This window comes from Paenibacillus suaedae (assembly GCF_032337355.1).
Taxonomy (GTDB): Bacteria; Bacillota; Bacilli; order Paenibacillales; family Paenibacillaceae; genus Paenibacillus_B; species Paenibacillus_B suaedae.
On record NZ_JAVYAA010000003.1, the window covers coordinates 624,471 to 645,041 of the forward strand.

Sequence of the window (20,571 nt, forward strand, 5' to 3'; positions counted from 1 at the left end):
AGCGTATTGTAGCTTCCCAAGTCGCGGAGCACGATATTCATAACTATTATTTAAATATACTTGAGAGGTATGTCGAAATAGCGAATCTCCCATTTCTAAGAAGAAGAAGAGCCCTCGTCCGAACGTGGGCTCTTCTGATTGGTTGCATGATGCTTCCTCGGTCTTTTTCAGGCCTCTTGCAGCTGCCGAACCAGTTCCTCAATTGACTGTTCCGTAAACCGAAGGTGTCCATTCACCTGTACGATCCGTCCTTCCTTCTTACGGCGATCCAGCCAATCCGAAATAAAGGATGGGCCGTAACCGCCTTGACCGAACTCGCCGCCGAAGGCGATCATTTTCTCATAGATTCCTAGGTACTGCTCGCGGCTGGTCTCGGGATATGACATTGTATATAGCCAAAACTGCACATCATACATCAAATACGAACGTTCATCCGAATGAAAGGAAAAATGGCCTTTCGCTTCAACAATCTGTGTACAGATCCGGCGAATTCTCTGTTCAATCTGATCCACTTCGATTACATTAGCGCATAGCTCCTCCAACAACGGAGAAAATTTGCCGTGAGCTACCCTATGAAGATCTTCTAGCTTATCCTCCTCAGAAGTATCATACTCCTCTGCGCTTACTAGACCTCTAATAAACGCTTCGAAATTATCGGCTAGGAACGTAATTTCATAATCGTCCTCCTGATCAACATGAATGACTTCTGGTTCGCCATCTCTTCCGCAAGCTCGGTAGTCCAGCATAACGACGTCATGGCCTGCTGAAGGACAATCGCAGATCACGACGCCAATGTCAGGGTATCCCCAATCCTCAATCATGAACTGACTGCCGAGATCCCCGCAGAGCGAATAGCTCTTCTCACGGCCAATACCCAGAATTCCTGTGATTGCGATATGATCCTCTGCCCAAGAAGTAGCGTCCTCAGTCGGGAAACAGGTGTTCTTCGGAACCCCACCATTACGCTGCTTCATCAGTGTGATATAGGAGGAGGGGAGCTTGTATCCCAATTCTTCCTCAATTGAGGCGATCAGCTCATCCGTAGGCGGCTCGGATTGATAAGTTTCTCTCGCATACTCGCGATCATCCCAAAAATCATCAAGAGACATATCCGAAAAAGGCTCTACTACTGCCGATCCACTCGCTTTCAAGGCTGCTTCTTTCTTAGCTGCAATTCGGCGTTCTTGTCTTTGTTGTTTCTCCGCTTTTTGAACACTTAACTGCAATAAGAATTCGATATGCTGATCACCAGGCTCTAACCGTTCAGCGGTACGCAATGCCTGAACGGCTTCCTCATAGCGCATTACATGATAAAGAGCAAAACCTACCCGGTAGTGCCACCGCGGATCGTGCTGCCCCGCTTCAGCAATGCTATTAGAATGATGGAGCGCTTCTTCATAGAGTTCCAAGTTATTATAGGCTCTGGCCAGTCGGCTTATCATTTCATAATCCCGTTCGTTCTCGGGTATGGCTAACAGTGTGTCCACAATTCGCTGGTGTTCATCATCTTCATGCCATTGGTTCAATTGATCCATAAGTATTTGGTTCATTGCTGCCTCCATGAATTTATAGAATCTACTTCTCCAGTACGTACGTTCCAATAGGTAATGATCGCATACAAAATCAAATTGGACAAGGTAAAAAAGACCAATAGTATTAACTTGATTTTGTCCTGCGAGAACCTTTGTTGCGAGGAATTGTTTGGAGCCAACCCGACTAGGTAAAAGACAAATCCCACAAAAACGACGCTACCCATAAACACACATTGGATCGTGTTCGACTGCTCCCGCCATCAAAAGCAAAAATGTCAAGACTTATGATAATTTTTCTACGTTATGATCAAGCTTTTTCACTAAAATCTGCAGTTGCTTTACCTCTTGCTCTGAAAACCCACCAAACAATTCAGCGATAAATTGGTTTTTATCTACATCACAGTTCCTTAAAATGTCCTTGCCTGCCTCTGTAATCTGAACAATCACTTCACGATTATTCTGCTCATTGCGATTGCGGGTAACAAAGCCTTTTCCCTCAAGTATTTTTAAATGTCTTGTAATTGCAGCTTGATCAATCTTCATCTCTTGTTGTAAACCGATCTGAGAAAGCAAGCCCATTTCAAGTAATTTGTACAGGATTTCATATCTCGTTAAGCTAATGCCTAATCGTTTCTCAAAGTGCTGAGTGACATGTCGTTCCATATTTTTGAACATGAGAAATATTTGCTTCATTTCCTGATGAGACACTTGCATTGTTTTTCCACCTCTATAGATGATTAATCAATCATTGATGCGTCAATTATAGAATACATAACCTCATTCTTCAAGGAAGACAGCAGGCATTCGTCTGAGTATATCTATAGAAATTCACTTGACTAAATGTTAGTCATGATATATATTGTTTGACATATCAATCGTTGACTAATCAATTGTTGATTGATCAAAGGATTTACATTTATATAGATTAAGGAGTAGATCACATCATGTCTAACACAACAAAGAACAATGATTTTCAAGAAATACTGGTAGGACGCCGCTCTATTCGCAAATATGACTCGTCCGTAAAAATAAGCAAGGAAGAAATGACAGAAATGATTGAAGATGCTACTCGTGCACCATCATCTGTCAATATGCAACCATGGCGTTTTCTAGTCATTGAAAGTGAAGAGGGCAAGGCAACATTAGCACCTCTCGCTCGTTTTAACCAGCTGCAAGTTGAAACTTCTTCAGCAATGATTGCAGTATTCGGGGATCTGAATAGCTTTGAAAATGGGGAAGCGATCTATAGCAAGGCTGTAGAACTAGGATATATGCCAACTGAAGTGAAAGAAAAACAGATGGCAGCATTAACAAACTACTATGCAAATCTGTCTCCTGAAGTAAACAAAGAAACCGTGCTTATTGACGGCGGACTCGTGTCGATGCAGTTCATGCTAACAGCTCGTGCTCATGGATATGATACTTGTCCAATTGGAGGGTTTGAAAAAGATCAGATCGCAGAAGCTTTCGGTATGGATAAAGAGCGCTATGTTCCGGTAATGCTCATTTCCATTGGAAAAGCAGATGGAGCAGGATACCAATCCGTACGTCTTCCTGTGGAGACAATAACCGAGTGGAAATAAATTTTTGTGTGAATTATGAATGAAAATTAACGAGCAGAGGGGGATTCAAATGATCATTATTCATGCTGTTTCAAGTGTAAATCCAGAAAAAGAACAAGCTTACGTTGAAGAGATTCAATCTCTAGTGAAAGCTTCTAGAGCGGAAAGTGGAAACATTGCTTATGATTTCTATAAAAGCGTAGAAACAGAACATGTCTATATCATGGTGGAAGTATGGAAAGACCAAGAAGCGGTGGCAGCACACAATTCAAGTGAACATTTCACTTCTTTTGTTGCAAAGGCTAAAGCTTATTTAACAGCTCCGCTCGAAGTGAAAGTGTATAGTGGATCTGAAGTAAAAGCGTAAAAGAATAGGACTATGATTTATAAAAAATGACCTCTAAATCCACCACGGTATTGTGGAATTAGAGGTCATTTTCCTTATAACGTCGTCCTGAAAAAGAAAACACACAGTCCAATATCGCTGGCGCTTCATCTTGACGATCAAGCCTTCATTTGTGTAAAACAAATCGAATGGTCTTCCTGCAATCATTCATCATTACCGTAAAGTAAATCTTCAGCCGAGATTGTTCCCATACATAGTTCTATGAAGGTTGAAGCAACTTGTGCGCTGTCCGCGTATCCTAAATTTCCCGAGTGAGATACAAGAATGGGATATTCATTTTCTTCTGAGCTGCTGCGCATATCCCAAGCATAATGAATCCCGCAGCCATCCATAGCAAAGGGGATCGCCTCTGGCATATACTCGGGAAATTCATAGGCCAGCATCATCGCTCGTAACTCATCAGCACTGAAAAACTGAAAATGCCGAACACCATTTCTGAATTCACCGCCATTGGAAAAACGCAGTAAATCAAGATAAGCGGCGGGAAGACACTTGTTCGGAATAGACCATTTTGCCGGATCGAACGGCTGGTATAGCTTATGTAAAGGATCGGTTACAGGAAAGGGATTGCGCTGCCTTTCCCGTATTTCCGCAATCTCCTCCTCAGATAGAGGGTTGTTCCAATGACTAATAAAATGTTCCGCTTCTTGCTCCGTCAAACCAGGATTTTTCTGGTAACAAACTTCGAATACAGATGCCCAATTCATCCGAGCATTCCTCCTTTTAATCTGCCCGATTGATTACATATGAATAATTCAGGAGAAAGTATCGCTACTAGCTAACTGATTATACCGCGATTTTTCATTCTTCTTCACTAGTATAAGGGTCGATTACTTTTTGTTCATAGGAAGATAACACGATATTTGTTGAGGGCGTACCATATTGCATGGAATCATCAATAAATTGTTCTAAACTCTCTACAGAATACGTTGCTATTTTGACAATATAGCTAATTTCCCCTGCTACCCGGTGACACTCAAGTACATCTGGATGGTTACGACAAAAGCTTGCTAATGATTTACAATCCTTCGATTCAAACAAAATAAGTGCAGAGATTGGACGGTTCATTTTTTTTAGAGAAACGCGTGCATGGTAACCCTCAATAATTTGTTGCTCCTCTAACTTTCGTACTCGCTCAGTTACGGATGGGGAAGATAAATGAACGGCTTCTGCTAAATCCTTCATGGAAATTTTTGCATTCGACTGTAATATTCTCACGATATTTTTATCAATTTGATCCATAACTTATCCAACCTTTTTTTATAATATAGAATAACCAAAATAATTAATAAATTAAAGTCAAACAATAAAATATCCTTTTCTAGCCTGTTCATGAGCCTTCTATATTTTTATAAAATAAGGATATGGAGGGGATTTAGAACATGAAAAAGATATTATTATTATTAGCTAACGGATTTGAAGCTGTAGAAGCTAGTGTATTTACAGATGTGCTAGGTTGGAATAAATGGGAGGGAGATGGCTCAACTGAGGTAGTAACAGTTGGACTTCGGAATCAATTGACCTGTACATGGAATTTTACTGTTATCCCTGAAAAAACGGTCAATGATATTCAACTAGATGAGTTTGATGCACTCGCTATTCCAGGAGGATTTGAAGAAGCTGGATTTTACGAGGATGCCTTCAGTGCGCCATTTTTAAGTATCATTCAACATTTCTATTCCAATCAGAAACCGATTGCTAGTATCTGTGTTGCATCATTAGCACTTGGCAAAAGCGGAATTCTTAAAGAAAAAAAAGCTACCACATACAATCATTCAACGAGTAAACGAAAAGAGCAGTTAAAGAATTTCGGCGCAGTTGTGCAAAATGATTTAATTGTTCAGGATGGAAATATTATTACATCTTCCAATCCAGGTACAGCTTTTGATGTTGCATTTCTATTACTCGAAAAACTAACGTCTAAAAAAAATGCGGAACATGTGAAGGATCTTATGGGATTTTGAATCATTCAGAAGCAAGTGAATGTGCAGAAAATAAATAAAGGAGTATTCAACATAGTAAAAGCAAAACTTTTCATTTACAGTTTGGCATAGGGCTTCTTATATTAGGAAGCACATGCAAATGAGTAGGGAAAAGTCTAAAGAAAAGGGAAATGATCAAGATGCCAAATCAACAAAATCAACCACTCCAAACGACAAGCATGCCTATATTTTCAGAGATGATTGCTGCCTTTTGGCGGGAGCAATTCGGAAACGGGGAAGTCCTTTACCACGATGAAGTCCTTACGCTCACCATCAACCCTGACCTGAGCGATGACAACCGGGTTATGGTATTGGCAATGACCGACGGGAAGGTAATGGCGGTTCTGACGCCGGCAATGGCTGATAAGGCGGGCCTTACTCAGCAAGCAGAACTGACTGAAGCCACCTTGAGACAAAAATTAAATGAAGCAGGGGTTACGCTGCATGGGGCAGATTATCTCTTCTATTTTACAGAAGCCGATAAGAACTCATTGATGCAAGAAGCCGTGGACGGTGATTTGCGGCAATTGACAGAGCAAGACCATGCTGTATTTTCCGAATTCCAAGCCTCTGCCTCGGAACAAGACTTGGATGACGCTTATGTGGAATTGGATCACTGGGCTGTGTTTGGCTCGTTTGAGCATAACCGCTTAGTGAGTGCCGCCAGCATGTACCCATGGCTGAATTCGCATATAGCGGATACCGGAGTGCTCACGCTGAATGATTATCGAGGGAAAGGCCATGCCTGCAAAGTAGTGCGCTCCATTAGCAAGTTCGCCTACACACAAGGGTACGAACCCCAATACAGATGCCAGCTTGATAACTATGCGTCTACGTCCTTGGCTAAAGCCGCAGGTTTAACACTGTTTGGCAAGTGGGAAATCATTTCTCCTGACTCTGTAAACTGAATTATCCTTTAAAACGAACCTGTCAAATGTGCGTTGATCCTTAAACAGAAGGAGAGGATTATAACAGATAAACATCCGAGTAATTATGAACAGATTTTCAATGAAATTGAAAAATTGCCGTTGCTATTGAATGATGTAGATTATTACCCTTTAGTAAAGCGCGGATACGATTTTCTAGTTATGCTGCATGATAGCGGCTTGGATGAAAGCATGGTTTACAACCGCCTCTTAGCAATTCATCAAAATTTAAAAAATGAGTGGCAACAAGACTTTATAGCAGAACTCTTAGATTTTGTTTGCGGTTTTATCGAGAACCAAGCGTATTATATTTGGCGCCATGATGGAGCATTTTCAAGGGAACTCTCATCCGTAAATGTAAAAACAGAAAGATCAAATCAAGATTAATCGAATCGACTCTCTACAAATCGCAATTTTTGCGAAAAGAGTTTAAAATTGGTTGTTCGTCAGAACGCCACGCGGCGTCAAGCTAGTGCAGCAATCTACAGTGTAATCAGACGATTAATAGAGCCCTCATCTGTGTAACAAGGTGTGGGCTATTTGACGTTTATGTATAATTTTTTATATAAAATGAACTTTTCTGATCCCCGCGATCTCTTATCTATGAAAAGGGGAGTGAACATGAGAGTAAGCCATCTTGTCAAACAAGCCAAAAAAGGCAACAAAGAGGCATTATTACAGCTCATTATGGCCGATAAGGACGCTTATTACCGACTTGCCTATACCTACATGGGCAATGAGCATGATGCGATGGATGCAATGGAAGATATGATAGTCGCACTATATGAGAAGATTGGGCAATTGCAGATGAACGAAGCGTTCTACAGTTGGAGCAAGACGATTCTCGTCAATCGCTGTAAAGCATTGCTTCGCAAAAAGGATCGGTTCGTACCACTGGAAGACGAGCAAGAGCCATCACTAGCTGCATTAACAGATGATAATCCTTATCGTGATACCGAGTCCGAAATGGACATGCAGGTGCTGCTATCCCATCTGAATGCACAGCAGCGGGAGGCGATCGAGCTTCGTTATGTTCATGATCTTCCGTATCAGACGATTGCAGATATGACCGGCGCGCCGCTTGGAACGATCAAATCAAGAATCTCACAGGGTATACAAAAACTAAAAGTGATGATCGGAGGTGATCGTTATGACAACGATCGAGGAGAAGTTACAGGAGCATAAAGAGATATTGAATCAAATCCAGGCTCCGTCAGAACTTGAGGGCAGACTTCGAGATGCGCTTCAACATGTTCCTGTCAAGAAAAGAAACAAGAATAAGACGAGAGCATGGGTTGCATCGGCAGCGGCAGCAGTCATTCTCATGGTCGGGGTATACGAGTATCCAGCCTTAGCTTATTACGGCAGCAAATTGTTTGGCGGCGTCAACTTCAACAGCATTGCGGATGTGATGAAGCAGGGAGTCGCACAAGAAGTAAACAAAAGCACAACGCTTAAGGATGGAACTGTCCTTGCTATTAATGGCGTAATTGCGGACGATAACGTATTCCGCTTATATTATACAATTGATCGACCCGCGGGCACTGAGTATACGGACCACGACTTTGTACGGTATAGTTTTGAACATGTGAAAGGGTTCTTGACCGATTCCAGCCCAATTGAGGGGGGCGGAAGTCCCGGAAAAAATAAAAGCCAGTTCGTGGGAGATGCTGATTTCGAACCAGTCAGTCCATTTTCTCGTACATTAACCCTTACATTCACTGAGTGGCTGGACAATGGGGAGAAGATATCCTATCCCATCTCCTTCGATTTTGAAGCGAACAAAGCGATGAAGAGTATCATTAAAGAGGATATTTCCGAATCCATCGTTGTCGATAAAGGAACCATTCATTATGACTACATTACGGCTTCCCCAACCTCAACCATCGTGAAGGGACATTATGAATTAGAGGAATATCCGAGATTTTCAGGCCAAACCAAGCTCTATGTGAATGGAAAAGAAGTTAGTTGGACTAGAGGAGGGGGAAGTAATCCAGACTTCGAACTGAAATTTGATCCATTCCCTACAGACAATATTCAGTCCATTGAGCTTGAACTCGTCAATTTTGAAGGATATCATAACATACAAGAGCCTATCTCGCTTGCATCACCATCCGATCGCTCCATTCAAATTGGAGATGAAAAGTTCTGGATTCGCAGCGTTACCAAAACGGCTACAGGTCATGATGTTGTCATTGCGAGAAAACAATTTACTTTCTTGAAGATGGACACATTGTCCGTACAGGCTGGCAGCAAAGTTATTCCTGTATCGTCAATATCGAAAGAAAGACAATGGGATTTGAAGAACGGCAACATTCTGTGGGAACAGACGTATTCGTTTAACACAACCGATAAACCAGAATTCCTACTGGTGGACGGCTACCAATATATAAAAACCTATAAGAAGAAAATATCGATTCCTTTAGATAATAAAAAATAAAATCACGCTGTACAGCGGTTCATAATCATACGTTACACAAACCAAAATAGAGGAATAACCAGATTTAGAGTATATGAAAGCCCAGAAGATAGACACTTGTGACAAAGAGTGGGTATTCGCCGGGTTTTTATACTTTGCACACAAAATACTGCGCGTGCATTTTATAACGCAATGTATATTAATTATAAACTTTACAGGATATGGTGATAACAATGCATGCAAAAAATGAGCTTATTGTCATCGAGGGCTACGGCCATGTAGGAAGAACCATTTGCGCAAAACTTGGGCCGGTATTCGATACCCGGCAAGCCGCTCTTCCGCTGAAGGGGAGGGAAAACTGTTGAGCGTTGCTGCACACGAAAGACTAGGAACAGCTGACGGAAAACGGGCATGGATGATGACGGCGATTTGTCTCAGCGCATTCTTGTCTCACTTTACCGCCGGGGTAGTGAATGTGTCGCTTCCCCGATTCGTCTCCGTGTTCCAGTCCGATATTGGGACAGTGCATTGGATGACGACTGGATATCTCCTCGCTATTACGTCGCTCCTCCCCTTGATGGGCAAGTTAGGCGACCGCTGGGGGCATCGCCGCATCCATAACTGCGGCATAGCCCTATTCACAATTAGTTCTGTTCTGGTTGCGCTCTCGCCGAATCTCACCGTGCTCCTCTTCATGCGGGTTGTGCAAGCGACAGGTACGGCAATGTTCCAAGCGACAAATATGGCAATTATCACGTTTCATATGCCGGGCACGCATAGAGGGCGGGCTCTCGGTTTTGTGAGCACCGCTGTTGCCCTAGGCGGCATGGCGGGACCGGTTGCAGGCAGCTTCACCGCGGCATGGTTGAGCTGGAAATGGGCGTTTCTGATTCATGTTCCCGTGGCGGTCGCGGCAACCGGGTTAGCGCTGCGCTTCATCCCTGCTGATCAGAAGAAAGAGACGAGGAAAGCCTCATTGGACGTAATTGGAGCCATTTTGTTCATCTGCAGCATCAGCATTGGAATATACGCCATTGTGAACGGAGGCGCGATAGGGTGGCGATCTCCGAATATGCTTCTACTGTATGCAGTCCTACTGACTGTTTGCCCTTTGGGCTGGTTGTGGCAGTCCCGGCAGAAAGAGCCTTTTCTGCCGCTCTCAGCGTTCCGTATTCCAGCCGTAGCCTGCGGTCTGATCATTAGCTGCGCATCTTTCCTGATGGCCAATATTGCATTGGTTCTCATGCCATTTTATATTTCGGGAACCACCTCGGTATCCACGGCGGATACAGGCTATGTCATGCTGGCATATCCGCTGCTCTTGGCTGTAATCGGCCCCGTCGCAGGGCACTTATCTGATCGGATTGGATCGCGTCGCTTAATGGGGCTTGGATTATGCGCCATGGCAGGCGGGTTCCTGCTATTCTCTGGGGTATTCGGCGTATTGCCGCTGTGGGCAATTATTTGTACGCTGGCCTTGATCGGTTCGGGGATGGGGCTGATCGCTTCGCCGAATAACAGCTTCATTATGAGCCATGCGGTGAAGGATGACGCAGGATCGCTCGGGAGTATGATTGCATTGACGCGCAACGTGGGCTTGGTGCTTGGTGCTGCGCTAGGATTGGGACTTATGGACGACGGCGATCCTGCCAAGCCGTTGGAGGCATATCTAAACATCTTCGGTTTCGGCGCATGGATCGGCGCTGCCAGCCTGCTGCCGCTCTGTTACAGTTGGTACGTACGGAGAAGGATGGTAAAGCGGCGACAAGAATCAGTGTAGAAAAATGACGGTAAACCAAAATGCTATGTGGGTGCTACCAGGTATAAATATGCAACTTGTAACCGCAAAACGGCGTAAATCGATGGAATTATCTTGGAAAATGTAGAGGAGATTCACACAAAGGAGAAACGGCGAGAGTGCGAAAATAGGGAGGATAAAGCGGCTCTACAATTCCTCAACTGAACCATGAACCATTATCATGGTATGGGACGAATTATTAGAGCCGCTTATGTACAAGAATGAAATTAATTGTTAGTGAACCGAATTAGTTCTGGGCAATACATCCGCTACGGGTTTCTGTCTCTGTCCATGTTTTGGTCTCCGATTGGCCGTTGTCATACTTGCAGGTTTGCATGTAGTGTTTAGTGATGTAGGTTTTTCCATTGAGGCAGTTTGTTTCGGTTTTGATTAAAGTTTTTCCGCCGCACCAGGCTGCATGGGACGGGCTTGGCAACGCCACGAGGAATGCAGAAGCGCACACAACAACCGCCATCATTTTTGTTATTTTGTTCATATGATCACCCCCTTTTATGAATATATTCTACCTATTAATAAGTCTTCCTCCTTTAATATAGAAATAAATTCTATCTTTTCCCATATCATTACTATTATTAATCAAAGATATAATCGGCAGTGCCAAGACCATCGCCCAAAGTATCGTTGACATAAATGGGTGATTTAGGTAGTATAGATTTAATTTGAAGGAGAGGAGCTGAGATTTTTAGAGACGGAAAATAAAAACAATCTGTAATTGTTTGAAAGTTAAACCTCATTGTACACTCCTTAGACAGCGCTTTCATTAGACCCGAATTGTATACCCTCATCATTGCATATTCCCACTCTCATCTTGCAAGAGAACTTTACTATGTAAACTTAATAGAAAAGAAATGAATTCACAAAAAGCGATTATGATGTACATGCAACATACCACGTGAACTTCCTCCAGCCACCAGAGAGCTTTGAAACGCACAATAAGCCTGAAGGCCATGCGTGAAATCTACGTTGTTAAGTGACAGTACTACCCAAAGTAAAGAATGATAGGTTCTCCTGATCGTTACATTCCGATGTTTTGGGATTGTGAGAAATTCAAATGAGAGGTGGACATTATGAAAAAAAAATGGATTATCGCTTTAACCTGTTTTCTTGCCATTTTTCTCGTTAGGTCAGCAGTTGACGCAGCTAATTCAGACTACGTGAGCGGGTCTTGGGACATGAGTGATACAACCAGCTTGGGGGTAGCAGTAGGTCCTAGCATGTCGAACTACCTGAGCTCTTTTAAAAGTTGGTACTCTAGCTGGAACGGTGTCTCATCAAAGGTAGGATTGAATCAGCCTTATGAACAATCTAGTCTTGATCAAACACCTCATTTTGCTCGAATTAATATAATCGGGAAGAATCTGGGGGCTACAGGAAGTTGGGGGGAAACTTGCAATTATAAATATAGTGTCATATTGGGATACACTTGTGACTGGAATGGCTCTTGGAAGGATTCAATTATTAAAATCAACACGAATACAGATTCAAAAACAAGAGTAGGATATTCCTTCCTAAGTTCCGACTTACGAAAAAAGGTTTTTCTGCATGAATTGGGCCATTCATGGGGTCTCGATCATCCTACTACCACATCAAATGCAATTATGAAACAAGGGGATAACGGCTATTACACGATACAGACCTATGATAAAAACAATATAAAAGCGAAATACGGAAAATGAAATCGTCATTCTGAGAATGATGGACTTTCATGAAATCAGCCCTCAAGTGCAATAAAAACAATGGGAGGTGTTTTGTTTGAAAAAATGGCTAACAGCAGGATTGGTCGTTTTGTTGGGAGTTGGCGTTTTTTTTGGATATAAGCATTTGCATACACAAGAATTGCGTCCAGAAGCAGACTACCATAATTACTCCCTCTCCGAGATGGAATCATTAGCAACAGTCATAGTAGAAGTAGACTGGGAGAAAGAAACGGATTCTATTGTAACATTGGATGAAAAAGATAAATATCCCCTGGATACACGTACATTTTCAAATATTAAAGTGAAGAAAGTTTTTAAGGGTGACGATCTGGTGAAGGAAGGCGACGAGTTGCCGGTGGTAGAATATTATGCCCAGTGGAGAGATTTGGCGGGCGCTTATGCAAAATTCCCGAATGAGTTCTATAAACCGTTAACTGCTGGGAAAAGTTATTTACTCTTTTTATATCAAAGTCCAGAGGAACCATCTGGTGCATTTGAAATTATAGGGAACCATCAAGGGAAGTATGTATTTCCAAGTAACGATAGCCCCCTGAATACGCTGACAATCAATGAACTGGATATTGCCGAGAATAATGAGCATTATACGACTCTTTATAATGAAGTTAGTCAGAAGTATTTTAATTACCAATAACTCTTCTGCATGGAACGGGTACCCGGAAGATCGCCACTGGAGACAAAAAGTGGCTGTCATCCGGGTTTTTTTATGTGTTACTTATACAGATATTGGAGTGAGCGGAGCTAATTATTATCACAGAAATGCAGTACTTCCGAGAATGATGAATCAGCCAACAAAATCATGCTACAATTGCTCCGGAAAAGAAGGTTTATCGCAGATTTTTAAAGAATATGAAATGTAATGGAATTGCATGGATGACTTACGATTGAAGGGATAGCTGCTAATAGAGTGATGATGGGTTTGAGTTCGATAATTGGTTAGGGGGCCATTGCTGTGATGGAGCGGAATATTGTTGTCGGCATTGATGGAGGCGGCACGAATACAAGAGTTATGATCTGTGATCTAAACGGAAATGAGCTTGCTTATGCGGAAGGCGGCTGTGCATCCAAGTATAAAGACGAGAACGCAGCTGAGAATGTGAAAGCGACGATTAAGAATGCGCTTGCGATAGCAGGACGAGATACAACCTCTGTGGCCGCGCTTGTTGCTGGCCTTGCGGACTATGACTCAGAAGCAGATGACGCATGGATTCATGCATTTACTGACTTACCGGGGCTTGATTGTCCCAAGCTGCATTTGAATGACTCCGATGTTGCTCACGCAGGAGCACTTCAAAATCAACCAGGTATCATTGCCATTGCCGGAACAGGAACGATGATTATGGGCATCAATGAATACGGTACACGAACCCGAAACTTGGATTATCGCCATTACGCATATAGCGCAGCACGTCATCTTGCCTATGATGCTGTGTATGAAGTACTTGCAGGTCGCCCAGACGATTCGAATGAAGGACTGATTGCAGAGATGATGCAGCATTGGAAAACGAACAGCTTAGAGCAGTTCCAGGTTCTTGCTCGGCGGGGATTTGAGCCAGATACGATGAAGCGCGATCAGCATTTTGGGCAATTCGCTCCATGTGTAACCACAGCGGCAGAACAGGGCAGCAGTATAGCAAGAAGCGTATGCAACCGCGCTGTAGAGCAGCTCCGATTAGGGATTGAGCTTGTCGGCTCCAACTTCGCTGAACGCAGCATCGATGTCGCGCTAATCGGCAGCGTCATCTGCAGTTCCTACATGCGAAGCAAACTAACTGAAATGCTTATAGCGCATCCAGTTAAGCAATATCGTGCGGTTAAACCACTATTTCCACCCGTAGTCGGTGCCATTCTTCTTGCTTATAAGGTGCTCGGCGTACAAGCGGACATGAATGTAGCAATGAAGTAGAACATGATTATCTAACATAGATCGTATTGTTAACATAGCTATGTAGATAAAAAGGAGCTGTTTGTATTAACGGATGATTTCATGAATCATGATGGATTTGGGCAAAACATCGAACGAGAAGTCCTGCGTTCAATTGTACCACGCATTGCTACAATCGAAATCCCTGTGTCGGATTTGAGAAAAGCAATAGCCTGGTATACTGAGACCTTTGGCATGAAGGTTCTTGGAGAACCGGACGAAGATTGGGAGGCAGCCATGCTTTATCTGGATGGAGGCGAACGTCTCGGAGTTCCAAACTTATACTTGGTTGAGAATCAAGATGAACAACGACTTGCTTTTACGAATACATATACGGATGTAACCCATAGTGTAATTGACTTCTACTCAGCCAATGTAGAGGAGATGCTAATAGGGTTGCGTTCTCGGATTGTAATGATGAATGGAGTTAGTGGATTTTTTGATCCGGACGGGAATTCATTAGCCGTATGCAGCGCAGTACATTATGGACAAGTGAAATAAACAAGACGACTCAACATCCGACTGTACCTTTGCAAAATAGGTTCAACACGCTAACATGAATTACCGTATAGTATAAATGAATTAACATTTCATTCGAGTCTACATCTTACTATCTTAGGGGGAACACATAAAATGGACATAAATGAAATCAAACAGCCAGGGGCCGCGGGACTCCGTAAAGTCGAAATATCGGATAAGGCTTTGGGCATTACATTTCCAATGTGGGTGATGTATCCTACGGGTACGGATGAGCAAACCGTTCAATTAGGGCCCTATTCGATTGACTTAGCAAAGGATGCGGAGGTTTTGGAAGGAACGTTCCCGTTGGTGCTGATCTCTCACGGTACTGGCAGCACTCCTTTTGCCTATCGTATGTTAGCTCAGCATTTAGCGCGGAACGGTTTTATCGTCGGTATGCCTGAACATCCATACAATAATAGAAATGATAATAGCTTGGAAGGTACGGTTCAAAATCTGACGAACAGACCCCGTCACATTCGGATGGCCATCGACTGTTTTTTTGAAAATGAGAGGTTTGCTGGGAAAGTGTACCCGATTGACGTTTCGATTATCGGTCATTCCCTCGGTGGCTACACGGCATTGGCAGCGGCAGGTGGGGAGCCTACCTCATTTCCTCATGAGTCATCAGATGGGCAACCGCAACACATTGAGGTCACGCCAGATCCCCGCATTCAGTCGCTCGTATTACTCGCGCCGGCATCGGTATGGTTTCAATCCAAAGAAGCGTTACGCAAGGTTGATGTCCCAATTTTAATCCTTGACGCCGAAAAAGACTCTTACACACCCGCTTTTCATGCGCAAATTATTATGAATGGGGTTGCTGATCGAAATAAAGTTCAATATAGAACCGTGCAAAATGCCGGACACTTTTCCTTTTTGAGCCCATTTCCACCTTCGATGAGTTCACCATCATTTCTGCCATCACAGGATCCTCCCGGCTTTGATCGAATTCAATTTCACAAGGAGCTGTGCGCAGAGATCACGAGCTTCCTGAAGCGGTAGTAATCATTGTTGCATGCCTCGAAGAATGATTTGGCTAACGGGACGATAACTCAATAAAGATAATTGGCGGCAGCCGGCTCCTTGGGGTCAGCTGCCTTTTTCACGAACGGAGAAGCGAGTAGAATTAATGTCCCCTACGTGCATCATTATAGCAGGTGGAAAGGGTGGAGGAGTGAGAGCCCCTTTATCACTGTCCATAAGGTGACGACAGTTTATGTCGGGATACAGAGATTGCGAATTGTTCGTGTAGAAGACTGTTAAAAAATAACTAGTACTTACACATATGCATGTGGTAAAATATGACTCCCTAAAATCAACTGGCTAACGAAAGGGAGTGTGCGCGTGGAAGATCTGATAATAGAACCATACCAACCTGAAAGGGATAAAAATTCAATCAGAGCTATGTTGTGTGGAGATGAACAGATTAAAGAATTGCTAAGATGCGAGAAAATGTTCCCGGATGGTATATTTGTCGCCCACTATAATGGCATAACAGTAGGTTTCCTATCCGTTGATGGGATAAAAAGAAAAGCACAGACAACGATATATGTTAGCGAGGAATACAGAAGGAAGGGGATTGGAACTTCCCTCATGGCTAAGGTAGACCACTTGCTCACCCCACACAAGATCGTAGAACGTTCGATGGGTGGATGCATGGATGGCGATCGATCTACTTTGCAATTTTTATATAAGAATGGTTACTACATCAGTTGGTCGTCTCACATCATGGAGCGGGAAGGTGGCTATCTTCCTGAACAACATATTTCGGTTAGACCTTATGAAGATGATGATTATGAGACCTGTCATATACTTATCGAGGTCGCTTTTTACAAGTTGCATGAAAGTTTGGATTTGCTTCCGACTTATTATTTCCCACCGAATGAAAATGAACGAAAGCGCATGTTCGATAACAAAAGCAACATATACGTGCTTCTTGTTGAAGGGGAAATCGCAGGGGTTGGAAATATTGATGGCAATGAGCTGAGTCATGTTTCTGTTCGGCATGATCTCCAATCTCAAGGATATGGCAGACCATTCGTTTCATTTCTTGTAAATGAAATCATGCGTCGCGGCAATACCATCGTTCAGCTGGGGGTTGTGAAAGGCAATTATGCGAGGAAGTTATATGAAAGTCTTGGTTTCAATGAAAAGTCATTGTACCACTGGCTAACCAAATACTATAGACCTGACACCCGAATGAGCAGACCGCCAAGTGAGATATTGTCAGTTGAATCGAGGTGAGAGTTATAACCGAACTATTTCCAATCGAGATACAAGCCTACTTCAGTGAAGCAGAAGTGACAGTCGTTAAGAAAACCGCAAGATCATCAGTATATCACATGAAAAATCAATCCTACGATGTCTTCCTAAAAGTAACTCCAAAAGAACAAATGCAGCGTGAAGCCATCATGACGAGCTATTTGCATCATAAAGGCATATGCCCAAGCGTAATACACTACAGTTCCAATGATAATAATGATTATCTGATCACCGAACGAATTCCCGGTTCACATGCAGCAAGCGATGAATATATAGCTCACCCAGAGCATTTATGCGATGTATTTGCGGAAAGCCTTCTACATTTGCATCAAATTCCACATACGGATTGCCCTGTTACGAACGGGCTAGAGGAAATGTTCATCCGGGCAGAGCTCAATTACAGGGAAGGGAAGGCAGAAAAGAGCCTTCTTCACTATATGGGATATACCAGTAGAGAATCCGCATATAAAGATATGGTGTCTCTATATAAATACGCTGAAGAAGACAAAGTGATCATACATGGCGACTATTGCTTGCCGAACTTAATTCTGCAAGATAATAAACGGAATGGCTTCATAGATGTAGGGTATGGCGGGATAGGAGATCGGCATTATGATATCTTCTGGGCGCTATGGTCTCTACAATTCAACTTGAAAAGCGCTGACTATGCCAATAGATTTGTGAAAGCATATGGCGAACATGTTATTGATCAAAATCGGCTTCGTCTTTGTGGGCTCCTATCAGTATTTAACGGCTTTAGAGGGCAAGATTATTATATACAAAATTAATACGGAACCTTTCTTTATTCATGGGAACTCAGCGAACTGGCAGAAGAATACAAAATTCTTTCCGAACATGGACGGTGTTCAAAAATGAAAATACAAATTGTATTGTTTGACGGCTTCGGAGAGCTTGTCTCTTTCGCACCCTTTGAGGTACACAAAAGAGCAATAGAAGAAGGGGCTCCTTTCAAGGTTGACTCCATATCAAGTGAACCAAAACAAGAAATGACTACTTCGTTTGGAGTTACGCTTAAACTAAATGATTTTTTACGAATGGATAATCGTCCAGATCTGTTAATTGTACCTGGTGGTGGCTGGAATCATAAAGCTGAACATGGGGCGCGAAAACAAGAAAAGATTGGAACCCTAACCAAACTGATTAGCGAGATGCACAACGAAGGAACGATTGTTGCTGGAGTTTGTACAGGGGGTATGCTGCTAGCTGCCTCCGGTATATTGAATGGTCGAAAGGCGACGATGCACGATTTGGCGCAAAATGAACTCATTGAGAAAGGCGAGGTGTTGTTTGGAGTTAGGAGTACTACCCCAATGGGCTTGATCCATTCAAATCGTAATATTAAAGCCGCACGAACTATTACCTAGTCCTGCGGCTTGTTCACAATCTAAGATTGAAACTTCGAAGATCTCCAGTTCGTACGATCATACTATTCAACAGTACGGAAAGCGCACAACCAATTACCAAGCCCCAAAAAACATGATCCGGCAATATGTACAATGGAACGAAACACAAGCAAAAAGCCGTTATTATGAAGTTCATGCTGTTTGAAAGTTTGGGATGTGATGACCACCATCTTTTCATGCGATTCACCCTCCCTCATTCACTATCCTTCCATTATATATCATTTTCATTCATTAAGCCAATATAGTGCATGCTGCCTGTAATATCCTTGATTTGACCGGCTTTCTGAGCAAAGCGAACGATTTCCTGTGAAGTTTTTTGGGTGAAAAGAACTTGCGGATCTCCGCTTATCATAACGAAAATGGATTCTTCGCCAAATTGCTCCTGATAGGTTGTCGTGCGTTTGAATACATCAGACGCTTCATTCACGAATATGTTGTTGCCCATTTGCATATCAAGCTTCGGAAGACCAATAGCAAAAAATAAGGTCAATATCGTGATCAGGATGATCGTGAATTTGGAACGTCGAATGATGAAATCCCCGAATGTAGTAAATAATCTGTCCAACTCATGCTCCTCCTTCGTTTTTGTCATGACGAATATAGCAGAGTAGATAGTGGGGACACGACATTCAATTAGAGATATATGTTTCAGAATAAGACAATTGTCGCAAAATCATTGTTATTGTTTTTAATCGTAAGGTTAAGGAACAGTTGTTTGTGTTCTTCTACATAATTCAGCATTTGCTCGTAGAAAGAATGCAATGACTCACGGTTGCTATTCACATTCTGGAAAAAGTCAGTTGCAATCATGGTCGTGACTTTGTTGAGCAAATCATACTTGTCTTCATAGTAACGATAGAAGGTACTGCGGTGAACAAACGATTTTTCGCAAATATCCTGAATAGTAATGGATGATGAAAAAGTCTTAGTCGTCAGCAGTTCCATAAATGCATTGGTAATATCGCGTTTGGTTCGTATATTCGAATTGCTGTTCATATTGGGCATCCTTTCTGCCAGGAAGTGAAAATGAATGTATAAGATAATAAATTTATTATGAAGATAGATTCGAGCAGACTCAAGTCTGTTGGTGTTAAAACTCGTGCTGAATTGAATAATGTGATGAGAAGCGGCGTTGAGTTAACAGTAATAACATTATGTTAACAATATGGGCGCAGAGGTGCAGTGGTTACAGGTTCTAGCTCGCATGCATTATGATTTGTAGTTGCGTTGGAAGAACTCGGCGTAAACCAATCTGAGCTATTCTGTCAGTAGGTGGATTGTTTTAGCGAATTCTGCGCTTACCCGGGAAATTTCAAGTAACAAATACTTGGATCTGTTATAATTTTGAAATACGCGACTACGGCCAAACTTATAATATATATTCAGTGTAATTGTAGGGGAGAGCTAATGATGAGGAGCTAAAGGGTTGGGGAAGGAGAATATCGCTTTACTCTTAACGTGAATGGTGAGTGGGGATTTAATGGATTTTCTGAAGAGGTGAATTTCTTAGGAGAAGATTATAATATGAATTATTTAGAGTTAAACAGATAAATAGTTAACCTTTGATGACCCCCAAGTAGATCGCCGCCATCATCTAACACCATGAGAATCAAAGTAGAAAAGCCTCCCGGTACTACGCGCCTTAAGCCTTTTGTATTCGTGAATACAAAGGCTATGCGATATTCCGGAAAGAAATAAATTGTTTATATTTACAAAAGAGAACAATTGTTCTATTATATTAAATATCTCAACTAGCTAGAAACTAATGGTTTTGAGCACTAACTTCTAAAATTATAGTTTTCGCGTAACGTACCAGCATTCGCGCCCCACGCTCTTCCAAGGCAAGTCGATGGAGAGAACTCTAGAAACCCACCAACAGGACTTCATATTAGCACACCAACACATTCTAACAGGTTCCGATGGAGCCATAAGGCTGTTCGCCGTAAAATACATGAGGACATTTTATGAAATTGCCGAAGAACCTAAAAACCTTAAGCATTCAGAAATGATCTTCTTGACCATCTCGATTGAGATTGTACACCTCAAGAAAACGAATATTCTAGGTATTCCTTGTACAG

The 20,571-nt window shown here is 42.5% G+C and carries 21 protein-coding genes and 2 pseudogenes; 16 read left to right on the top strand and 7 right to left on the bottom strand.

Features of this window, described 5'->3' with window-relative positions; translation table 11 throughout:
* Positions 1–167 precede the first annotated feature (167 nt).
* Both RQP50_RS16060 and RQP50_RS16065 read right to left on the bottom strand, forming a co-directional pair.
* Positions 168–1,550 carry an SMI1/KNR4 family protein gene (locus RQP50_RS16060; protein ID WP_315746027.1) on the bottom strand — a complete coding sequence of 461 codons (1,383 nt, stop codon included), beginning with the start codon at positions 1,548–1,550 and terminating at the stop codon, positions 168–170.
* Positions 1,551–1,814: 264 nt separating this feature from the next.
* A complete protein-coding gene (locus tag RQP50_RS16065; RefSeq protein ID WP_315746028.1) occupies positions 1,815–2,246 on the bottom strand; it encodes a MarR family winged helix-turn-helix transcriptional regulator in 432 nt (143 codons plus the stop codon).
* Between the two features lie 230 nt (positions 2,247–2,476).
* Between RQP50_RS16065 and RQP50_RS16070 the strand changes: the two genes are divergently transcribed.
* Together RQP50_RS16070 and RQP50_RS16075 are read left to right on the top strand one after the other, a co-directional pair.
* Positions 2,477–3,115, top strand: a complete 639-nt coding sequence (locus RQP50_RS16070; RefSeq protein WP_072729447.1) for a nitroreductase family protein — start codon at positions 2,477–2,479, stop codon at positions 3,113–3,115.
* 49 nt (positions 3,116–3,164) lie between these two features.
* Complete coding sequence (locus tag RQP50_RS16075; RefSeq protein WP_072729446.1) at positions 3,165–3,461, top strand: putative quinol monooxygenase; 297 nt, start codon at positions 3,165–3,167, stop codon at positions 3,459–3,461.
* A 182-nt stretch (positions 3,462–3,643) separates the two neighbouring features.
* Here the strand turns inward: RQP50_RS16075 and RQP50_RS16080 are convergent, their stop codons facing one another.
* Together RQP50_RS16080 and RQP50_RS16085 are read right to left on the bottom strand one after the other, a co-directional pair.
* A complete protein-coding gene (locus RQP50_RS16080) occupies positions 3,644–4,207 on the bottom strand; it encodes an SMI1/KNR4 family protein (RefSeq protein ID WP_072729445.1) in 564 nt (187 codons plus the stop codon).
* A gap of 94 nt (positions 4,208–4,301) precedes the next feature.
* Positions 4,302–4,742 carry an Lrp/AsnC family transcriptional regulator gene (locus RQP50_RS16085; RefSeq protein WP_072729444.1) on the bottom strand — a complete coding sequence of 147 codons (441 nt, stop codon included), beginning with the start codon at positions 4,740–4,742 and terminating at the stop codon, positions 4,302–4,304.
* Between the two features lie 140 nt (positions 4,743–4,882).
* Between RQP50_RS16085 and RQP50_RS16090 the strand changes: the two genes are divergently transcribed.
* The 6 genes from RQP50_RS16090 to RQP50_RS16115 all read left to right on the top strand — a co-directional run bounded on the left by RQP50_RS16090 (position 4,883) and on the right by RQP50_RS16115 (position 10,607).
* A complete protein-coding gene (locus RQP50_RS16090; protein WP_315746029.1) occupies positions 4,883–5,464 on the top strand; it encodes a DJ-1/PfpI family protein in 582 nt (193 codons plus the stop codon).
* 158 nt (positions 5,465–5,622) lie between these two features.
* Positions 5,623–6,390, top strand: coding sequence for a GNAT family N-acetyltransferase (locus RQP50_RS16095; protein WP_315746030.1), 768 nt, complete (start codon positions 5,623–5,625; stop codon positions 6,388–6,390).
* 114 nt (positions 6,391–6,504) lie between these two features.
* Positions 6,505–6,795 (top strand): hypothetical protein, encoded by a 291-nt coding sequence (locus tag RQP50_RS16100; RefSeq protein ID WP_315746031.1) that lies wholly within the window; start codon positions 6,505–6,507, stop codon positions 6,793–6,795.
* Positions 6,796–7,029: 234 nt separating this feature from the next.
* Positions 7,030–7,593 (top strand): sigma-70 family RNA polymerase sigma factor, encoded by a 564-nt coding sequence (locus RQP50_RS16105; RefSeq protein ID WP_072729441.1) that lies wholly within the window; start codon positions 7,030–7,032, stop codon positions 7,591–7,593.
* The gene (locus RQP50_RS16110; protein ID WP_072729440.1) at positions 7,559–8,848 is read left to right on the top strand and encodes a DUF4179 domain-containing protein; all 1,290 of its coding nucleotides are present in this window, start codon (positions 7,559–7,561) and stop codon (positions 8,846–8,848) included. Before RQP50_RS16105 ends, RQP50_RS16110 begins: the two co-directional genes overlap by 35 nt.
* 271 nt (positions 8,849–9,119) lie before the next feature.
* Positions 9,120–10,607, top strand: a complete 1,488-nt coding sequence (locus tag RQP50_RS16115; protein WP_315746032.1) for an MFS transporter — start codon at positions 9,120–9,122, stop codon at positions 10,605–10,607.
* Positions 10,608–10,872: 265 nt separating this feature from the next.
* On the opposite strand, the gene RQP50_RS16120 is transcribed toward RQP50_RS16115, so the two are convergent.
* The gene (locus RQP50_RS16120) at positions 10,873–11,121 is read right to left on the bottom strand and encodes a hypothetical protein (protein WP_072729439.1); all 249 of its coding nucleotides are present in this window, start codon (positions 11,119–11,121) and stop codon (positions 10,873–10,875) included.
* Positions 11,122–11,713: 592 nt separating this feature from the next.
* On the opposite strand from RQP50_RS16120, the gene RQP50_RS16125 reads away from it, so the two are divergent.
* The 8 genes and pseudogenes from RQP50_RS16125 to RQP50_RS16160 all read left to right on the top strand — a co-directional run.
* A complete protein-coding gene (locus RQP50_RS16125; protein ID WP_072729438.1) occupies positions 11,714–12,322 on the top strand; it encodes a zinc metalloprotease in 609 nt (202 codons plus the stop codon).
* Between the two features lie 76 nt (positions 12,323–12,398).
* Positions 12,399–12,995 carry a hypothetical protein gene (locus RQP50_RS16130; RefSeq protein ID WP_072729437.1) on the top strand — a complete coding sequence of 199 codons (597 nt, stop codon included), beginning with the start codon at positions 12,399–12,401 and terminating at the stop codon, positions 12,993–12,995.
* A 321-nt stretch (positions 12,996–13,316) separates the two neighbouring features.
* Entirely contained in the window at positions 13,317–14,267 is a 951-nt protein-coding gene (locus RQP50_RS16135) for a BadF/BadG/BcrA/BcrD ATPase family protein (RefSeq protein ID WP_315746157.1), read from the top strand.
* A gap of 81 nt (positions 14,268–14,348) precedes the next feature.
* Positions 14,349–14,786: a VOC family protein gene (locus tag RQP50_RS16140; RefSeq protein WP_315746033.1), complete on the top strand. Its 438-nt coding sequence runs from the start codon at positions 14,349–14,351 to the stop codon at positions 14,784–14,786.
* A 132-nt stretch (positions 14,787–14,918) separates the two neighbouring features.
* Entirely contained in the window at positions 14,919–15,809 is an 891-nt protein-coding gene (locus tag RQP50_RS16145; protein WP_072729434.1) for an alpha/beta hydrolase family protein, read from the top strand.
* A gap of 450 nt (positions 15,810–16,259) precedes the next feature.
* A complete protein-coding gene (locus RQP50_RS16150) occupies positions 16,260–17,051 on the top strand; it encodes a GNAT family N-acetyltransferase (RefSeq protein WP_315746158.1) in 792 nt (263 codons plus the stop codon).
* 56 nt (positions 17,052–17,107) lie between these two features.
* Positions 17,108–17,857: an aminoglycoside 3'-phosphotransferase gene (locus tag RQP50_RS16155; RefSeq protein ID WP_315746159.1), complete on the top strand. Its 750-nt coding sequence runs from the start codon at positions 17,108–17,110 to the stop codon at positions 17,855–17,857.
* A gap of 84 nt (positions 17,858–17,941) precedes the next feature.
* Positions 17,942–18,388, top strand: a pseudogene (locus RQP50_RS16160) (DJ-1/PfpI family protein); the annotation flags it as partial.
* Between the two features lie 316 nt (positions 18,389–18,704).
* Here the strand turns inward: RQP50_RS16160 and RQP50_RS16165 are convergent.
* Together RQP50_RS16165 and RQP50_RS29340 are read right to left on the bottom strand one after the other, a co-directional pair.
* Entirely contained in the window at positions 18,705–19,058 is a 354-nt protein-coding gene (locus tag RQP50_RS16165) for a hypothetical protein (RefSeq protein ID WP_315746034.1), read from the bottom strand.
* A gap of 259 nt (positions 19,059–19,317) precedes the next feature.
* A pseudogene (locus tag RQP50_RS29340) lies at positions 19,318–19,438 on the bottom strand (TetR/AcrR family transcriptional regulator); the annotation flags it as partial.
* Between the last annotated feature and the right edge of the window lie 1,133 nt (positions 19,439–20,571).

Coding starts and splice junctions, on each gene's coding strand:
- RQP50_RS16060 (WP_315746027.1), bottom strand. CDS start 1,550: ATGAACCAAATACTTATGGATCAATTGAACCAATGGCATGAAGATGAT.
- RQP50_RS16065 (WP_315746028.1), bottom strand. CDS start 2,246: ATGCAAGTGTCTCATCAGGAAATGAAGCAAATATTTCTCATGTTCAAA.
- RQP50_RS16070 (WP_072729447.1), top strand. CDS start 2,477: ATGTCTAACACAACAAAGAACAATGATTTTCAAGAAATACTGGTAGGA.
- RQP50_RS16075 (WP_072729446.1), top strand. CDS start 3,165: ATGATCATTATTCATGCTGTTTCAAGTGTAAATCCAGAAAAAGAACAA.
- RQP50_RS16080 (WP_072729445.1), bottom strand. CDS start 4,207: ATGAATTGGGCATCTGTATTCGAAGTTTGTTACCAGAAAAATCCTGGT.
- RQP50_RS16085 (WP_072729444.1), bottom strand. CDS start 4,742: ATGGATCAAATTGATAAAAATATCGTGAGAATATTACAGTCGAATGCA.
- RQP50_RS16090 (WP_315746029.1), top strand. CDS start 4,883: ATGAAAAAGATATTATTATTATTAGCTAACGGATTTGAAGCTGTAGAA.
- RQP50_RS16095 (WP_315746030.1), top strand. CDS start 5,623: ATGCCAAATCAACAAAATCAACCACTCCAAACGACAAGCATGCCTATA.
- RQP50_RS16105 (WP_072729441.1), top strand. CDS start 7,030: ATGAGAGTAAGCCATCTTGTCAAACAAGCCAAAAAAGGCAACAAAGAG.
- RQP50_RS16110 (WP_072729440.1), top strand. CDS start 7,559: ATGACAACGATCGAGGAGAAGTTACAGGAGCATAAAGAGATATTGAAT.
- RQP50_RS16120 (WP_072729439.1), bottom strand. CDS start 11,121: ATGAACAAAATAACAAAAATGATGGCGGTTGTTGTGTGCGCTTCTGCA.
- RQP50_RS16125 (WP_072729438.1), top strand. CDS start 11,714: ATGAAAAAAAAATGGATTATCGCTTTAACCTGTTTTCTTGCCATTTTT.
- RQP50_RS16135 (WP_315746157.1), top strand. CDS start 13,317: ATGGAGCGGAATATTGTTGTCGGCATTGATGGAGGCGGCACGAATACA.
- RQP50_RS16140 (WP_315746033.1), top strand. CDS start 14,349: ATGAATCATGATGGATTTGGGCAAAACATCGAACGAGAAGTCCTGCGT.
- RQP50_RS16145 (WP_072729434.1), top strand. CDS start 14,919: ATGGACATAAATGAAATCAAACAGCCAGGGGCCGCGGGACTCCGTAAA.
- RQP50_RS16150 (WP_315746158.1), top strand. CDS start 16,260: ATGTTCCCGGATGGTATATTTGTCGCCCACTATAATGGCATAACAGTA.